Genomic DNA, 14,692 nt, shown 5'->3' on the forward strand with positions numbered 1-14,692 from the left:
TTGGTGGTCACAGGATGGAAGAGGTGCCGACGACCGTTCTCTGCGGCGAGCGGTGCCATCTTGGCGAGGGACCGACCTACGATGCTGCCACCGATACGGCCTGGTGGTTCGACATCGTCGGTCGCCGCCTGTTCGAGGCGCAGCTCGACACCGGGCAGGTTACCATCCATGCGCTCGGTGTGATGGGCAGTGCGCTTGGGCGGATTGACGCGCATCGCCAGTTGCTCGTTGCCGATGACGGACTCTATATCCGCGATACGGCGGATGGGCGAATGGCGCTGTACCGTCCGCTCGAAGCCGACATTGCGGCCACGCGTTCGAACGATGCAAGGGTGCATCCGTCCGGTACCTTCTGGATCGGTACCATGGGCCGCCAAGCCGAGCGGGGACTGGGCGCCATCTATGCGCTGCATCGCGGCGAGCTGTCGCGGCTCTATGACCAGATCACGATCCCGAATGCGATCTGCTTCTCGCCGGACGGGACGATCGGCTATTTCGCCGACACCGGGAAGAACGTGCTGTTCCGCGTTGAGCTTGATGCGGCGACCGGCCTGCCGCGCGGCGAGCCCGCGGCGCTGGTCACGCGCCGGAACGGCGGCGGCATCGACGGCGCCGTGGTCGATGCCGATGGGCTGATCTGGAACGCGCGCTGGGGCGGCGGGTGCATTGACGTCTACAGCCCGGAAGGCGTGCACCTGCGCACGATCCGCGTTCCGGCACGGCAATCGAGCTGCCCCGCTTTCATCGGCCAGGATTTTTCGCGCCTGCTGGTTACCTCGGCCTGGCAGGGCATGGCTGAGGACGCCAAACGCGCCGACCCCGACCATGGCCGCACCTTCGTGCTCGATGTCGCCGTGCGCGGCCGCCGCGAACCAGACGTCAAACTTGCAACGGGTTGATGAGGGAGACGAGGCGGGGCACAAACGCGAAAGAGCAGATGAATTTCAAGAACCGCATTCAGCGGTCCGACAATCCGGGAACTACAGATCCTCGATAAGGGAGTGAAGCATGACTAGTCTGAAGACCACATTGTCGGCGCTGGCGCTGGCAGCAATCATGGCCGCAGCGGCGGTGACCGGCGCTTTCGCCCAGAGCAAGGGAACCGTCGGCATCGCCATGCCGACCAAATCCTCGGCACGCTGGATCGACGACGGCAACAACATCGTCAAGATCCTGAAAGAGCGCGGCTACGGCACCGACCTGCAATATGCCGAGGACGACATTCCAAACCAGCTCTCGCAGGTCGAGAACATGGTCACCAAGGGCGCCAAGGTGCTGGTGATCGCGGCGATCGACGGCACCACGCTGTCCGACGTGCTCAAGCAGGCCAAGGCCAAGGGGATCATCGTGATCGCCTATGACCGCCTGATCCGCGACACGCCCAATGTCGATTACTACGCGACCTTCGACAATTTCCAGGTCGGCGTGCTGCAGGCCCAATCGATCGAGCAGGCGCTGGGCTTGAAGGACGGCAAGGGGCCCTTCAACATCGAACTGTTCGGCGGCTCGCCGGACGACAACAACGCCTACTTCTTCTACAACGGCTCGATGTCGGTGCTGCAGCCCTATATCGACAGCGGCAAGCTGGTGATCGGCAGCGGCCAGAAGGGCATGGACAAGGTCTCGACCCTTCGCTGGGACGGCGCCACCGCCCAGGCCCGCATGGACAACCTCCTGAGCGCGTTCTACGGCCGCAAGCGGGTCGATGCGGTGCTCTCGCCCTATGACGGCCTCTCGATCGGCATTCTGTCGTCGCTGAAGGGCGTCGGCTATGGCAGCGGCAACATGGCGATGCCCGTTGTCAGCGGCCAGGACGCAGAGGTGCCGTCGATCAAGTCGATGCTGCGCGGCGAGCAATACTCGACCATCTTCAAGGATACCCGCGACCTCGCCAAGGTTACCGCCGACATGGTCGACGCCGCGCTCAGCGGCAAGGAAGTGACCGTCAACGACACCAAGACCTACAACAACGGCGTCAAGGTGGTACCTTCCTATCTCCTGAAGCCTGTCGTCGTCGACAAGAGCAACTGGGAGAAGGTTCTGGTCGAGAGCGGCTATTACAAGAAGTCGCAGATCGACTGAGCGGGACAGCGGCGCCGGCGATGGCCGGCGCCGCCACCGCCTGCAACAGCTTGTTGCGGGTAGACAGATAAAGGACGCGATGACGCGATGACCGCAATTCTCGAAATGCGCGGCGTAAGCAAGAGCTTTGCCGGCGTGCAGGCGCTGCGCGACGTCAACTTCACGGTGGAGGCAGGGCAGATCCACGCGCTGGTCGGCGAGAACGGCGCCGGGAAGTCGACCCTGATGAAGGTTCTGAGCGGCGTCTATCCCCACGGCGATTATGAGGGCAGCATCATATTCGACGGCGAGGAACGACGCTTTCGCGACATCAATGATTCCGAGGCGCTCGGCATCATCATCATCCACCAGGAATTGGCGCTGATTCCGCTGATGTCGATCGCGGAGAACATTTTTCTGTCGCATCCGCCGTCGAGTCTCGGCGTGATCGACCGCGACACGGTCTACCGCCGGACCCAGGAATTGCTCGCCCAGGTCGGCCTCACCGAGATGCCGGATACGCTGGTGACGGACCTCGGCGTCGGCAAGCAGCAATTGGTCGAAATCGCCAAAGCCCTGTCCAAGCGGGTGCGACTGCTCATTCTCGACGAGCCGACCGCCAGCCTGAACGAGAACGACAGCGCGGCGCTACTGGATCGCCTGCTGGCGTTCCGCGCCCAGGGCATCGCCTCGATCCTGATCTCGCACAAATTATCCGAAGTCGCTCGCGTCGCCGACCGGATCACGGTGCTGCGCGACGGCCGCACGGTCGACAGCATCGATTGCCGGGCTGAGACGGTGGAAGAGGACCGGATCATCCGCAGCATGGTCAATCGTGACTTGGCCCATCGCTTTCCGCAGCGCACGGCCAAGATCGGTGCGCCGGTCTTCACCGTCAAGGACTGGACCGTGCATCATCCGCTGCACAGGGATCGTCGCGTGATCAAGAGCGTGGATTTCGAGGTCCGGCGCGGCGAGGTGGTCGGGATCGCCGGGCTGATGGGCGCCGGCCGCACCGAATTCGCCATGAGCCTGTTCGGCCGCGCCTGGGGCGAGCGGGTCAGCGGGCGCGTATGGCTCGATGGAAGGGAAGTCAATCTATCCAGCGTGGCGGCGGCGATCGATGCCGGCCTTGCTTACGTCACCGAGGATCGCAAGGAGCTCGGCCTGATCCTGGACGCGGATGTCCGCAAGAACATCACGCTGGCGAGCCTTGGCCGGGTGGCGCGGCAGGGCGTAATCGACGACATGTCCGAACTGCGCGTTGCGAGCGACTACCGCAACCGGATGCGGATCAGGTGTTCCGACGTCTATCAGCAGACCGGCCAGCTCTCCGGCGGCAACCAGCAGAAAGTGGTGTTGTCGAAATGGCTGATGACCGATCCGAAAGTATTATTCCTCGACGAGCCGACGCGCGGCATCGATGTCGGGGCAAAGTACGAAATCTATTGTATCATCAATGAGCTTGCCGAGGCGGGCAAGGGGGTGGTGATGATCTCGTCGGAAATGCCGGAACTGCTCGGCGTCTGCGACCGCATCCTGGTGATGAATGACGGCGCCTTCGTCGGTGAATTCGCCGCCGCCGAGGCCACCCAGGAAAGGATCATGCGCGCCATCATGCGTAACAAGGAAATGGACAAGAAGGCACTACAGGGAGAATTGCAGCTATGACCGACAAGACGGTTGCGCTGCCCGGGCACGCCGGCTTCATCAAGAACAACCTGCGCAACTACGGCATGCTGCTGTCGCTGTTTGCGATCATGCTGTTCTTCCAGGTCATGACCGACGGCACGCTGCTGCAGCCGCTCAATTTGACCAATCTGGTGCTGCAGAACAGTTACATCGTGATCATGGCGCTCGGCATGCTCCTGATCATCGTCACCGGCCATATCGACCTGTCGGTCGGCTCGGTGGCGGGCTTCGTCGGCGCCGTAGCTGCCGTGCTGATGGTGCGCTACCACGTGGCCTATCCGCTGGCCTTCATTGCCTGCCTCCTGGTGGGCGCGTTGATCGGCGCCGCGCAGGGCTATTGGGTTGCCTATTTCAAGATCCCGTCCTTCATCGTGACGCTGGCCGGCATGCTGGTGTTCAAGGGCCTGGCGCTCGCGATCCTGGCGGGGCAATCGGTCGGGCCGTTTCCGCCGACCTTCCAGAAACTGTCGTCCGGCTTCATTCCCGAACTGTTTCCCGGCGCCGGCACGCTTTATCCGACCTCGCTGTTGATCGGGGCCGTGCTCGCGGTGGCGCTGGTCTATACCAGCGCCAAGAGCCGGGCGCGGCAGGCCTCGCACGGTATCGAGGTCGAGCCCTTTGGGTTCTTCGTCGCCAAGAGCGCGGTGCTGTTCGCGGTGATCGTGTTTTTCGCCGGGCTGATCGCCTCGCATCGCGGCCTGCCCAACGTGCTCGTCATCATGACGGCGCTGATCGCGCTCTATGGCTTCGTCACCACCCGCACCGTGATTGGCCGTCACATCTACGCCATCGGCGGCAACGCCAGGGCCGCGAGCCTGTCCGGCATCAAGACCGAACGGCTCACGTTTCTGACCTTCGTCAACATGGGCGTGCTGGCGGCGCTCGCCGGCCTCGTGTTCGCCGCGCGACTCAATACCGCGACGCCGAAGGCCGGCGCCGGCTTCGAGCTTGACGTCATCGCGGCCTGCTTCATCGGCGGCGCGTCGGCCTATGGCGGCGTCGGCAAGGTCGGAGGCGCCGTGATCGGGGCCATGATCATGGGCGTCATGAACAACGGCATGTCCATTCTCGGCGTCGGCATCGACTACCAGCAGGTGATCAAGGGCCTGGTGCTGCTCGGCGCCGTCTGCCTCGACGTCTACAACCAGCGGCGCTAGGGCCGTAGCCGCTACGCGGCGGCCAGCTCTCGTTTCGCGAACTCGCTGGTTTCAAGAAGTGCGACGAGTGCTGTCAGCTCCTCGGTCTCGGCCGGCGTCAGGTCCGTCAGGGGCGAACGGACGTGGCCGCTGTCGCGGCCGATCACCTTCATGCCCGCCTTGATGATCGAGACGGCATAGCCGCGCTTGCGGTTGCGGATTGCGATCAATGGAAGGATGAAGTCGCGCAGCCCCGCCTGCACCGTCTCGCGGTCGCGCCGCCGCACGGCGGCGTAGAACTTGGTCGAGAACTCAGGGACGAAATTGAATACCGCCGAGGAATAGGTGGTAACGCCCATTTCCAGATAGGGCAGCGCAAAGGTCTCGGCGGTCGGCAGCCCACCGATATAGGTCAGCCGGTCGCCCATGCGCAGATGGATTCGGGTCATCAGCTCGATGTCGCCGATGCCGTCCTTGTAGCCGACCAAATTGGGGCAGCGCTGGCACAGCTTTTCGAGCGTGTCCTCGTTCAGGATCGCATTATCGCGGTTGTAGACGATGACGCCGAGCTTGGTGGCGTTACACACCGCCTCGACATGGGCCGCCAGTCCCTCCTGTTCGGAGAAGACCAGATAGGGCGGCAGCAGCAGCAAGCCGTCGGCGCCGGCCGCCTCGGCCCCAATGGCAAGTTGCGTCGCCATTGCCGTACCGTAACCGATCCCGGCGAGCACCGGCACGCGTCCCCTGGTCTCGTCCACCGCCGTCGCCACCACCTTCAGGACCTCGGCCGGACTCAGCGAGAAGAATTCGCCGGTGCCGCCGGCGGCGAAGAGACCCGCCACCTCATAGCCGCACAGCCATTCCAGATTGGAGCGGTAGCGGGTTTCGTCGAAGGCGTTGTCGGGCCGAAACGGTGTGACGGGGAACGACAGCAGGCCATCGCCGATCCGGCTGGCCATCTCCTTGGGGGTCATTCTGCTCATGCTTTGATCCTTCAGCGGCTTACGCTGAAGGACTAATGCAAGATGGTCACAGATGGAGACCAATCACTGTATCGATCGATCCATTGATTGGATCGAGCCCGCTTGAGCGGCAAGGTCTCGGGCGATGCCGGCAATGACGGGGAGAAGCGGATTGTCATTGTCGCTGCGCCAGACAAAGAACAACTCGGCCGGCCGCTCCCACTGCATCAGGACGGGCCGCAGCACCACGCCGCTGAAACGCAGATTCGACGCGGCCTCGGGGACCAATGCCACGCCGACCCCGGAATGCACCATGGCGAGGATCGAATGGATCTGGGCAAGATGCTGCACGTAGTTCGGCACCAGGCTTGCGCGCGAGAACAGCTCGACCAGGAGATCGTGGAAATAGCGGGCTTCATAGGGCTCGTACATGATGAAGGGCTCGCTCGCGAGATCCTCCAGGCGTGGTTGGTCTGCCTGCGCCAGCGGGTGGCCGCCCGGCAACGCCGCGACCAGCGGCTCCGCCGTGACACGGAAGGCGCCGAGGCCGCCACGCGGAATCGGCGGGCGGAGCAGGCCGATATCGACCTCGCCGGAATCGAGCCGCTTGAGCTGGTCGCTGGAGACCATTTCCTTCAGCGAGATCTCGATATCGGGCAGTTCACGCCGGCAGGCCGCGACCAGCGCCGGCACGTAGCTGTAGGCTGATGTCGCCGTGAAGCCGATATTGATCGATCCGGCCTTGCCGCTTGCCACCCGCCGAGCCAGCGCGGCGGCGCTTTCCGCCAGTTTGAGCAGATGTCGCGCGTCCGCCAGAAAGCGCCGCCCTGCGGGCGTCAGCCGTACGGCCCGGTTGCTGCGTTCCAGGAGCGTCACGTCGAGGACGCGTTCGAGAATCTGGATCTGACGGCTGAGCGGCGGCTGCGTCATGTTCAGCCGCAGTGCGGCACGCCCGAAATGCAGTTCTTCTGCAACTGCAACGAAGCAACGCAACTGGCTCAACTCAAACATGAAATCTGTATCTTCGACCTGAAACAAGGGCTGGCGACGTGCCGGATGTCTTGCTTCTATCGGCTCGCGCACGGCCGATCCATCCAAAAAAGGTATCGACCTATCCGCAGTCTAATTCATGGGCGACCTGGCCCATGACCTATCATTTCGTGCAACGCAGCCTCGAAGGCCTGCAGCCGGCCGGTGAAACGGCGGGATCGCGCGGAACTGCGCTTTGAAACGGAGGAAGAACGATGTTCATGCCATCTCTCGCCCGGGCGATCGCCGCCGCCGTCCTTTCGGTGTCGATATGTGCCTTGGCGCCAGGCGAGGCCGTGGCTCAGAATTTTGAGCGGCCGGTGCGGCTGATCGTGCCGTTTGCTCCTGGTGGCACCTCGGACATTCTGGCGCGCCTGATCAGCCCGAAGCTGTCCGCTGCGATCGGGCAGTCGGTCGTGGTCGAGAACAAGCCCGGCGCCGCAGGCAATCTCGGCGCCGACGCCGTCGCCAAGGCGCAGCCCGACGGCCACACCCTGTTGCTGATGGATGTTGGATCGCTGGCGACGGCCCCCAGCCTGTTTTCCGATCTCACGTTCGACGTCGAGAAGGACCTCGCGCCCATCTCCATGGTGATGTTCGGCCCCTACGTCCTGGCCGTCCATGAATCGGTGCCCGCGAAGTCAACGAAGGAACTGATCGAATACGGCAAGGCCAACCCGAACAAGCTTACCATCGCCAATTCGGGCGTTGGTGGCGCCACCCACATCACGGCGGTGGCGATGGCGAAGCAACTCGGGATTCAGTGGAAGAACGTTCCCTACAAGGGCGGCGCGGCCGCTTCGCGGGCCGTCGTATCCGGAGAGAGTGGCGTGATCATCAACGGCGCCATCGCAACCATGCCGTTCGTGTTGAACAAGCAGCTCACCGGACTTGCGGTCACCGGGGAGCAGCGGCTGGCGTCGGCTCCGGATCTGCCGACCTTCAAGGAGGCGGGCCTGCCCGGCGGCGACGCCGGGACCTGGCAGGGTATCCTGACGACGGGCGGAACGCCGCCCGCCATGGTCGCGCGATTGAACGCCGAAATCCGCAAGATCCTGGAGATGCCCGAGATTCAGCAGAAGGTCGCCGAGCAGGGTGGCGTGGTGCGCGCCCAATCGCCGGAAGAATTCCGCAATTGGCTCAAGGACGCCACGGGCCGTTGGGGCACCATCATCCGCGAGGCAGGCATCAAGGGTAGCTGAGACAGGCTAATGACGCGTCTCCGGATCGACCTGCAGGATCTGCTGTTCGGCCTGTTTCTGGTGGCCGTGGCGACGGGGACGCTCGTCGCCACGCGCAACCTGACGGTGGGGCACGCTGCCGATATGGGACCGGGCTACATGCCCCGTGTCGTCGCGTTCGCGCTGATGGGCTTCGGTCTGTTCTTCACCGGCCGCGGGCTCTGGCGCATGCGCGTCGGCATCGCGCCGGTCCAGTTGAGGCCGCTGCTGGCGATCGTGGCGTCCGTCGGCGTTTTCGCGCTGACGGCCGAGCGCCTCGGCCTCGCCATCGCCGCCGTCATCACCGTGATCCTCGCCAGCCTCGCCACGCGAGAAGGGCGGCTCGTCGAAACGATAGCGTTTGCCATCCTGCTTTCAGGTGCGGCGGTGCTTCTGTTCGTCAAGTTACTGGGCCTGCCGATCCCGATCTGGCCGCGCTAGCAGCGCGCTTTGCAGGCAGAAAAATATGGACCTCTTCAACAACTTGCTGATGGGCCTTTCGACGGCCCTCGAACTCAACAACCTGGTGTTCTGCCTGATCGGCGTGGTGATCGGCACCGCGATCGGCGTGCTGCCCGGCATCGGCCCGATTCCGACGGTGGCATTGCTGTTGCCCTTCACCTTCGGCCTGTCGCCCGCGAGCGCCATGATCATGCTGGCCGGGATCTTCTACGGCGCGCAATATGGCGGCTCGACCACCGCCATCCTGGTCAATGTGCCAGGCGAGACGTCGTCGGTCGTCACCTGTATCGATGGTCACGAGATGGCCAAGCAGGGTAAGGCCGGTACCGCGCTCGCCATTGCAGCCATCGCTTCGTTTTTTGCCGGCACGATGGCGACGATCGTGATCGCAGTGCTCAGCGTGCCGTTGTCGGTGCTGGCGCTCAAATTCACCGCGGTTGAATATTTCAGCCTGCTCGTGCTCGGCCTGATCGCTGCGGTCGTCCTCGCGCATGGTTCGGTCGCCAAATCGCTGGCGATGGTGCTGCTGGGGCTGTTGCTCGGCCTCGTCGGTATCGATGTCTCCTCGGGCGTTGCGCGCATGACGTTTGGTTTCGCTGCGCTGTCGGACGGGCTTGATTTCGTGCCGATCGCGATGGGCCTGTTCGGGCTGGGCGAAATCATCGCCAATCTGGAGCGACCCGCCGAGCGCCGCGTCGTCAGCCAGTCGATCCGCAGCCTGATCCCGAGCCGGGAGGATTTGCGGGCGGCGTTTCCGGCCATGGTGCGGGGCACGACGCTGGGCTCCGTGCTGGGCGTGCTGCCCGGCGGCGGAGCCGCACTTCCGCCGTTCTCTTCCTACGCGCTGGAGAAGAAGCTCGCGCGCGATCCCTCGCGGTTCGGCAAAGGGGCCATCGAGGGCGTCGCCGGTCCCGAGGCCGCCAACAACGCCGGCGCGCAGACCAGTTTCATTCCGCTGCTCACGCTGGGCATTCCCGCCAATGCGCTGATGGCGCTGATGATCGGGGCGCTGATGATGCAGGGCATCCAGCCCGGCCCGCAGATCATGACCGAGCAGCCCAAGCTCGTCTGGGGCGTCATCGCCAGCATGTGGGTCGGCAACCTGATGCTGCTGGTGATCAACCTCCCGTTGATCGGCCTGTGGGTCTCGATGCTGAAGATTCCCTATAGATTGCTGTTTCCTGCTATCGTTCTGTTCTGCTGCATCGGCACCTATGGCATCGCCAACAGCCTGTTCAACGTTTGGTTGATGATGGGCTGCGCCATGCTCGGCTATTTCTTCATCAAGATCGGCGTCGAGCCGGCGCCGCTTCTGCTCGGCCTCGTGCTTGGTCCGCAGCTTGAGGAAAATTTCCGGCGCGCGATGCTGATCGCGGATGGCGATTTCAGCGTCTTTGTCTCGCGGCCGATCAGCGCGGTCATTCTCGGCGTCGTTGTCATTCTGTTGCTGGCGCTGCTGTCGCCGGCAATCCTGAAGACGCGCAAGGAGGCGTTGGCGGAGTGAAGGCCGGCAGCGTCAATCGTGCAATTGCCAGCGGCCGATGACCCGAAACCGCGAATTCGCATCGTCCTGACGGCATAGCGCGATGGCGTCGATTGCGAGCGTCTCCATGCCGGTTGCCGCAAACCTCTCACGCAGCATTGCCACGACCGGCTCGCGCCGTTCCGCGGGCAACCGCCCCGTCAGTGTCATGTGGAAACGAAATTCTTCGAAGACGTAAGGGTAACCCCAGCGGTCGAGATAATCGCGTTGCCGTGGCGTCAACGCTGCCGGATTTCGCCGCGCGCGATCTTCCCCATTGAGGGGAGCGCGGAACGGATCGAACGCCTTGGTCGCCTCGGCGGCAAGCAGGTCGAGATCTGCCGACGGCTCGGCGGGAATGACCGCGATGAAACCGCTGATGGAATCGACGATCGGCCGGATCACCGGCACCGGCCGGGCAAGATCGGCAAACAATTCGCATGCCGCGGCAAGCCGCGTCTCGCCCTTGCCGTCGGCCAACGCGATCGGCGCCTTCAACGTGGCGTGAAAGCCGTATTTGCGCGGATCCTGCGTCAGGTCGCGCCAGTCCGGTGGGAGACCGTCCGGAAAGGGAAGGTCTTCGCCGCTATGGGTGTCGTAGCCGAGCAGGGAGCCGCCGAACCGGTCGAGCGCGCTGTCGGGTGCCGAGGTGTAATAGATTGCGTAACGGGGAAAGTTTGCCATTGCGCCAGAATAGAGCCGCCTTACGCGGCTGCAACTGCCTTGCGTGGAATGGCGGAGGAACGGAGGAGGCGGTTAGCCTCTGTCAGATGCACCAGATGTCCCGCGGCAATCACCGCGACTACCCGCGGTCGCGACGGCACCGTGTCATCGACGAGAATGATGTCAGCGCGCTGTCCCGCCGCAAGCGTGCCGCGATCGGCGAGGCCGGCGGCGCGCGCCGGCGCCGATGAGATCAAATGCCAGGCCGCGGCCAGCGGCACCACGCCGTCAGCCGCAAGCCGGAAAGCCGCCAATAGCGGCGCCGGATAGTAATAGTCTGACGCCAGCACCGAGCACAGGCCCTTGGCGATCATGTCGGATGCTCTGGTCCAGCCGGTGTGGCTGCCGCCGCGCACGACATTGGGCGCGCCGAACACGATGAAGTCGCCGGCTTCGGCAGCATCGCGGGCGGTTTCCTCGTTGACCGGAAATTCGGCAATGGCGACACCCCGGGCACGAAAGGCCTGCCGCATCGCCGGGCTCTCATCGTCATGTGAGAGCATCCGCACATCAGCCGCGCGCGCCGCCTGCGCCAGCCGGCTGATCGACGCCGGTACGTCGTGGCCGCGGCAGACCACGCTCTCCACCAGGCGATCGAACGCCTCATTGGTGAGACCGGTGCGCTCGACCATCCGGCTGCGCTTCTGTGGCTTGGCGAGGCTGGCGACGGTCGAGTCCATATGATCGTTGAACGCGAACAGGTCGATACGGCCTTGCCCCAGCCAGTCGATGATTTCGCTTTCAGCGTCGAGATTGTAGGTCTCGTGGCGCAGGTGGAAGCGGGTATCGGCGGCGAGCTGCGGCCGCATCTGCTCGATCGTCTCCAGCAACTTCCGCGCATTGTCTGCGCCGCGCAGGCCGGGCTCCCACGACCAGGTCGTGGCGTGATAGACCGTCGTGATGCCGTTGCTGACCGCCTGCCGGTCACTGTCGACCAGTGCGACATCAATCGGAAAGTCGACCCCGGGACGCGGCATCATCTGCCGTTCGAAGGCATCGCCATGCAGATCGACGATGCCCGGCAGCACCAGCAGCCGACTGGCGTCGATGCCCGTTGTGCCGTGGCCATTGTCCACGGCGGCGATCTCGCGGCCGGCGATCCGCAGCGAGGTTTCGACGATTTCGTTGCCGAGCAGGGCCCGGCCACCTTCGATGAACAGTTCGGTCACGATGCGGCACTCTGGTTGAATTGCGGACGGCCGGACGCTCCGGCGGAGTGGTATTTTTCGAGAAAGCCTTCGACGTCAAGCTTGCGGAAATCGGGCAGGGCGTAGCGAAGCGTTTCGTGGTCCCAGTCCCACCACGCGAGCGCCGTGAGCCGCTCGGCAATGGACTCCGGAAACCGGCGTCTGACCGGTCGCGCCGGGTTGCCTGCAACGATGGTGTAGGCAGGAACGTCCTTGGTGACGATGGCGCCGGCAGCGACCACCGCGCCGGTGCCGATCGAACGGCCGGGCAGAATCACCGCGCAATGGCCGATCCAGACATCATGGCCGATATGGACGTGATGCTCGCGCCGCCATGCAAAGAACTCAGCATCGTCGCTCTCGCCAGGAAAGTAGCTGCTGGCGCGGTAGGTGAAATGCGCCTGTGAGGCCCGGTGCATCGGATGGTTGCCCGGATTGATCCGCGTCATGGCCGCGATCGAACAGAATTTCCCGATCGTGGTGTAGGTGATCTGGGAGTCGTTCACGACATAGGAATAGTCGGCCATCGTGACTTCGAGCAGGATGGTTCGGGCGCCGACCTCGGTATAGGCGCCAAGCTGGCAGTCGCGCACCGACGCAGTGGGGTCGATCATCGGTTCGGTGGAAAGCATCTTGCCGGCCATCGGTACAATCCATCAGCAATCGGGGCAGGAGCGGTCTGCTCCTCTTCGATGCGCTTGATGACGGTATCATGACGGATGCGTGACGCGAGGGGTGACTGTGGACGAACGCCGCACCGCAGCAGTCGTGTCACACAACTGTAAGATCGAGCCGCTAGCGATGCTCCACGACAGGAACTCTGGAGCATTGCATGCTGGTTGTGGAAGGTTTGACGTGCCGGTTCGGCACCAAGGCCGCGGTGGACAATGCGTCATTCTCGATTCAACCCGGCAGCTTCGTCGGCGTGATTGGCAGATCCGGCGCCGGAAAGTCCACGCTGCTGCGGATGATCAACCGCCTCGCCGAGCCTTCCGAGGGCCGCATCCTGTTCGAAGGCGTCGACGTGACCGCGCTGCGCGGCAAGGAGTTGCGGCAGTGGCGTGCGCGCTCGGCGATGATCTTTCAGCAGTTCAATCTGGTCGGCCGGCTCGACGTCCTCACCAACGTATTGATGGGGCGGCTGGCCGAAATTCCCTCCTGGCGCTCGCTGACGCAGCTCTGGCCTGAAGAGGACAGGGCGCTGGCGATGTCGGCGCTGGAGCAGTTCGACATGGCTACGATCGCCGCCCAGCGTGCGGACCAGCTTTCCGGCGGCCAGCAGCAGCGCGTCGCGATCGCCCGCGCATTGGTGCAGGAGCCCGACATCATTCTGGCCGACGAGCCGATCGCTTCGCTCGATCCCCGCAACACCCGGATCGTGATGGACGCGCTGCTGCGCATCAACAAGCATTTCGGCATCACCGTCATCTGCAACCTGCATTCGCTCGATCTGGCGCGGAACTACTGCGACCGGCTGATCGGCATGGCGGCTGGGCGCGTGGTGTTCGACGGTGCGCCGGAGATGCTGACCGATCGGATCGCGCGTGAACTCTACGATCTCGAAGCCAACGACGTCATGGGCACGGCGCCTGCGCAGGCCCCCGACGGAGCGACCGTTCCGGCCGCCGCCGCGGCCTGAGTGCATTCACTTCTGTACAGGGTAGCCGCTGCAGAACCTGCAATCGGCGAAGGCTTAAACCACAACAAGAGGGCACATCATGATCACTCGTCGTATCGTTCTGGCCGGCGCGGCTGCGCTGGCGTTTACGGCTTCGGCCTCGGCGCAGGACTGGAAGAGCAAATATCCCGAACTGACGTTTGCCGTGGTGCCGGCCGAAAACGCTTCCGGCGTCACCGAGCGCTGGACCCCGTTCGTTGCCTATCTCTCCAAGGAGCTCGGCACCAAGGTCACGCTGCGCATCGCTAATGACTACGCCGCTGTGATCGAAGGCCAGCGCGCCGGCAACATCCATATCGCGAGCTACGGCTCGGCATCGTTTGCCCGGGCACGGCTGACCGGCGTCAAGACCGATGCCTTCGCCAACGACATCAATGCCGACGGCTCGACCGGCTATTACTCGGTGTTCTTCGTCAAGGCGTCCAGCGCCTACAAGAGCATCGACCAACTGAAGGGCAAGAACCTCGGCCTGGTCGATCCGAACTCGACCTCGGGCAACAACGTGCCACGCTTCGAGCTCGACAAGCTCGGCATTTCCGATGCCGATGGCTATTTCGGCAAGGTCGTTTTCACCGGCAGCCACGAGAACGCCATGCTGGCCCTGTCGCAGGGCACGGTGGAGGTTGCGGCCAATCAATGGACCAACGACAATGATTCCACGCTCGCCCAGATGCTGCTCAAGGGCATGCTGAAGAGTGCCGACGGCTCGCCGATGAAGAAGGACGACTTCCGGATCATTCACAAGTCGGCCCCGATCATCAACGGACCCTACGCCTATAATTCGGACCTTCCCGCCGATCTGAAGGCGGCGATTGCCAAGGCCTTTGCCGAAGCGCCGACCAAGGACAAGGCTGCGTTCGACCGTCTGTCCGACGGCCAGAAGAAGGGCTTCAATCCGGCCACGACCAAGGATTGGGACGGCACGATCGAGTTGATCAAGTTCGTGGATAACCTTCGCAAGAAGAAGGCGTCCTGACCGCTTGGCGAATGCGAACTGGGCCGGGTCTGTGTGACCCGGCC

14 protein-coding genes are annotated in these 14,692 nt (G+C 63.7%); 9 read left to right on the plus strand and 5 right to left on the minus strand.

The features are described 5' to 3' along the window. The first annotated feature begins 14 nt into the window (after window positions 1-14). The 4 genes from CQ14_RS29715 to mmsB all read left to right on the plus strand — a co-directional run bounded on the left by CQ14_RS29715 (window position 15) and on the right by mmsB (window position 4,910). Window positions 15-899 (plus strand): SMP-30/gluconolactonase/LRE family protein, encoded by an 885-nt coding sequence (locus CQ14_RS29715; protein ID WP_057861358.1) that lies wholly within the window; start codon window positions 15-17, stop codon window positions 897-899. Window positions 900-1,008: 109 nt separating this feature from the next. Then, complete coding sequence (gene chvE, locus CQ14_RS29720) at window positions 1,009-2,082, plus strand: multiple monosaccharide ABC transporter substrate-binding protein (RefSeq protein ID WP_057861359.1); 1,074 nt, start codon at window positions 1,009-1,011, stop codon at window positions 2,080-2,082. Between the two features lie 87 nt (window positions 2,083-2,169). After that, window positions 2,170-3,732, plus strand: a complete 1,563-nt coding sequence (mmsA, locus tag CQ14_RS29725; RefSeq protein WP_057861360.1) for a multiple monosaccharide ABC transporter ATP-binding protein — start codon at window positions 2,170-2,172, stop codon at window positions 3,730-3,732. Then, the gene (gene mmsB, locus CQ14_RS29730) at window positions 3,729-4,910 is read left to right on the plus strand and encodes a multiple monosaccharide ABC transporter permease (RefSeq protein WP_057861361.1); all 1,182 of its coding nucleotides are present in this window, start codon (window positions 3,729-3,731) and stop codon (window positions 4,908-4,910) included. Before mmsA ends, mmsB begins: the two co-directional genes overlap by 4 nt. Before the next feature lie 11 nt (window positions 4,911-4,921). Here the strand turns inward: mmsB and kdgD are convergent, their stop codons facing one another. Then, window positions 4,922-5,872, minus strand: coding sequence for a 5-dehydro-4-deoxyglucarate dehydratase (kdgD, locus tag CQ14_RS29735; protein ID WP_057861362.1), 951 nt, complete (start codon window positions 5,870-5,872; stop codon window positions 4,922-4,924). Window positions 5,873-5,935: 63 nt separating this feature from the next. Further along, window positions 5,936-6,862, minus strand: coding sequence for a LysR substrate-binding domain-containing protein (locus tag CQ14_RS29740; protein ID WP_057861401.1), 927 nt, complete (start codon window positions 6,860-6,862; stop codon window positions 5,936-5,938). A 233-nt stretch (window positions 6,863-7,095) separates the two neighbouring features. Here CQ14_RS29740 and CQ14_RS29745 point away from each other — a divergent pair, with 233 nt between their 5' ends. The 3 genes from CQ14_RS29745 to CQ14_RS29755 are packed head-to-tail and all read left to right on the plus strand — an operon-like array spanning window position 7,096 to window position 10,066. Further along, window positions 7,096-8,082 carry a Bug family tripartite tricarboxylate transporter substrate binding protein gene (locus CQ14_RS29745; RefSeq protein WP_057861363.1) on the plus strand — a complete coding sequence of 329 codons (987 nt, stop codon included), beginning with the start codon at window positions 7,096-7,098 and terminating at the stop codon, window positions 8,080-8,082. A gap of 9 nt (window positions 8,083-8,091) precedes the next feature. Further along, entirely contained in the window at window positions 8,092-8,541 is a 450-nt protein-coding gene (locus tag CQ14_RS29750) for a tripartite tricarboxylate transporter TctB family protein (protein ID WP_057861364.1), read from the plus strand. 25 nt (window positions 8,542-8,566) lie between these two features. Beyond that, on the plus strand, window positions 8,567-10,066 hold the full coding sequence (locus tag CQ14_RS29755; RefSeq protein WP_057861365.1) for a tripartite tricarboxylate transporter permease: 1,500 nt from the start codon (window positions 8,567-8,569) through the stop codon (window positions 10,064-10,066). Between the two features lie 12 nt (window positions 10,067-10,078). Here the strand turns inward: CQ14_RS29755 and CQ14_RS29760 are convergent, their stop codons facing one another. The 3 genes from CQ14_RS29760 to CQ14_RS29770 are packed head-to-tail and all read right to left on the minus strand — an operon-like array spanning window position 10,079 to window position 12,638. Then, on the minus strand, window positions 10,079-10,768 hold the full coding sequence (locus tag CQ14_RS29760) for a DUF1045 domain-containing protein (RefSeq protein WP_057861366.1): 690 nt from the start codon (window positions 10,766-10,768) through the stop codon (window positions 10,079-10,081). 20 nt (window positions 10,769-10,788) lie between these two features. After that, the gene (locus tag CQ14_RS29765) at window positions 10,789-11,976 is read right to left on the minus strand and encodes an alpha-D-ribose 1-methylphosphonate 5-triphosphate diphosphatase (protein WP_057861367.1); all 1,188 of its coding nucleotides are present in this window, start codon (window positions 11,974-11,976) and stop codon (window positions 10,789-10,791) included. Beyond that, window positions 11,973-12,638: a transferase hexapeptide repeat family protein gene (locus CQ14_RS29770; RefSeq protein WP_057861368.1), complete on the minus strand. Its 666-nt coding sequence runs from the start codon at window positions 12,636-12,638 to the stop codon at window positions 11,973-11,975. Before CQ14_RS29770 ends, CQ14_RS29765 begins: the two co-directional genes overlap by 4 nt. Window positions 12,639-12,826: 188 nt before the next feature. Between CQ14_RS29770 and phnC the strand changes: the two genes are divergently transcribed. Both phnC and phnD read left to right on the plus strand, forming a co-directional pair. Beyond that, window positions 12,827-13,633 carry a phosphonate ABC transporter ATP-binding protein gene (gene phnC, locus CQ14_RS29775; protein WP_057861369.1) on the plus strand — a complete coding sequence of 269 codons (807 nt, stop codon included), beginning with the start codon at window positions 12,827-12,829 and terminating at the stop codon, window positions 13,631-13,633. A 79-nt stretch (window positions 13,634-13,712) separates the two neighbouring features. After that, window positions 13,713-14,648 (plus strand): phosphonate ABC transporter substrate-binding protein, encoded by a 936-nt coding sequence (gene phnD / locus CQ14_RS29780; protein WP_057861370.1) that lies wholly within the window; start codon window positions 13,713-13,715, stop codon window positions 14,646-14,648. Window positions 14,649-14,692 lie beyond the last annotated feature (44 nt).

Source organism: Bradyrhizobium lablabi (assembly GCF_001440475.1).
Lineage (GTDB): Bacteria > Pseudomonadota > Alphaproteobacteria > Rhizobiales > Xanthobacteraceae > Bradyrhizobium > Bradyrhizobium lablabi.

What these genes read in the sequence shown, in the direction of transcription:
- CQ14_RS29740 (WP_057861401.1), bottom strand. Translation starts at nt 6,862, where the DNA reads ATGTTTGAGTTGAGCCAGTTGCGTTGCTTCGTTGCAGTTGCAGAAGAA.
- CQ14_RS29750 (WP_057861364.1), top strand. Translation starts at nt 8,092, where the DNA reads ATGACGCGTCTCCGGATCGACCTGCAGGATCTGCTGTTCGGCCTGTTT.
- phnD (WP_057861370.1), top strand. Translation starts at nt 13,713, where the DNA reads ATGATCACTCGTCGTATCGTTCTGGCCGGCGCGGCTGCGCTGGCGTTT.
- phnC (WP_057861369.1), top strand. Translation starts at nt 12,827, where the DNA reads ATGCTGGTTGTGGAAGGTTTGACGTGCCGGTTCGGCACCAAGGCCGCG.
- chvE (WP_057861359.1), top strand. Translation starts at nt 1,009, where the DNA reads ATGACTAGTCTGAAGACCACATTGTCGGCGCTGGCGCTGGCAGCAATC.
- CQ14_RS29745 (WP_057861363.1), top strand. Translation starts at nt 7,096, where the DNA reads ATGTTCATGCCATCTCTCGCCCGGGCGATCGCCGCCGCCGTCCTTTCG.
- CQ14_RS29760 (WP_057861366.1), bottom strand. Translation starts at nt 10,768, where the DNA reads ATGGCAAACTTTCCCCGTTACGCAATCTATTACACCTCGGCACCCGAC.
- kdgD (WP_057861362.1), bottom strand. Translation starts at nt 5,872, where the DNA reads ATGAGCAGAATGACCCCCAAGGAGATGGCCAGCCGGATCGGCGATGGC.
- CQ14_RS29770 (WP_057861368.1), bottom strand. Translation starts at nt 12,638, where the DNA reads ATGGCCGGCAAGATGCTTTCCACCGAACCGATGATCGACCCCACTGCG.
- CQ14_RS29755 (WP_057861365.1), top strand. Translation starts at nt 8,567, where the DNA reads ATGGACCTCTTCAACAACTTGCTGATGGGCCTTTCGACGGCCCTCGAA.
- CQ14_RS29715 (WP_057861358.1), top strand. Translation starts at nt 15, where the DNA reads ATGGAAGAGGTGCCGACGACCGTTCTCTGCGGCGAGCGGTGCCATCTT.
- mmsB (WP_057861361.1), top strand. Translation starts at nt 3,729, where the DNA reads ATGACCGACAAGACGGTTGCGCTGCCCGGGCACGCCGGCTTCATCAAG.
- mmsA (WP_057861360.1), top strand. Translation starts at nt 2,170, where the DNA reads ATGACCGCAATTCTCGAAATGCGCGGCGTAAGCAAGAGCTTTGCCGGC.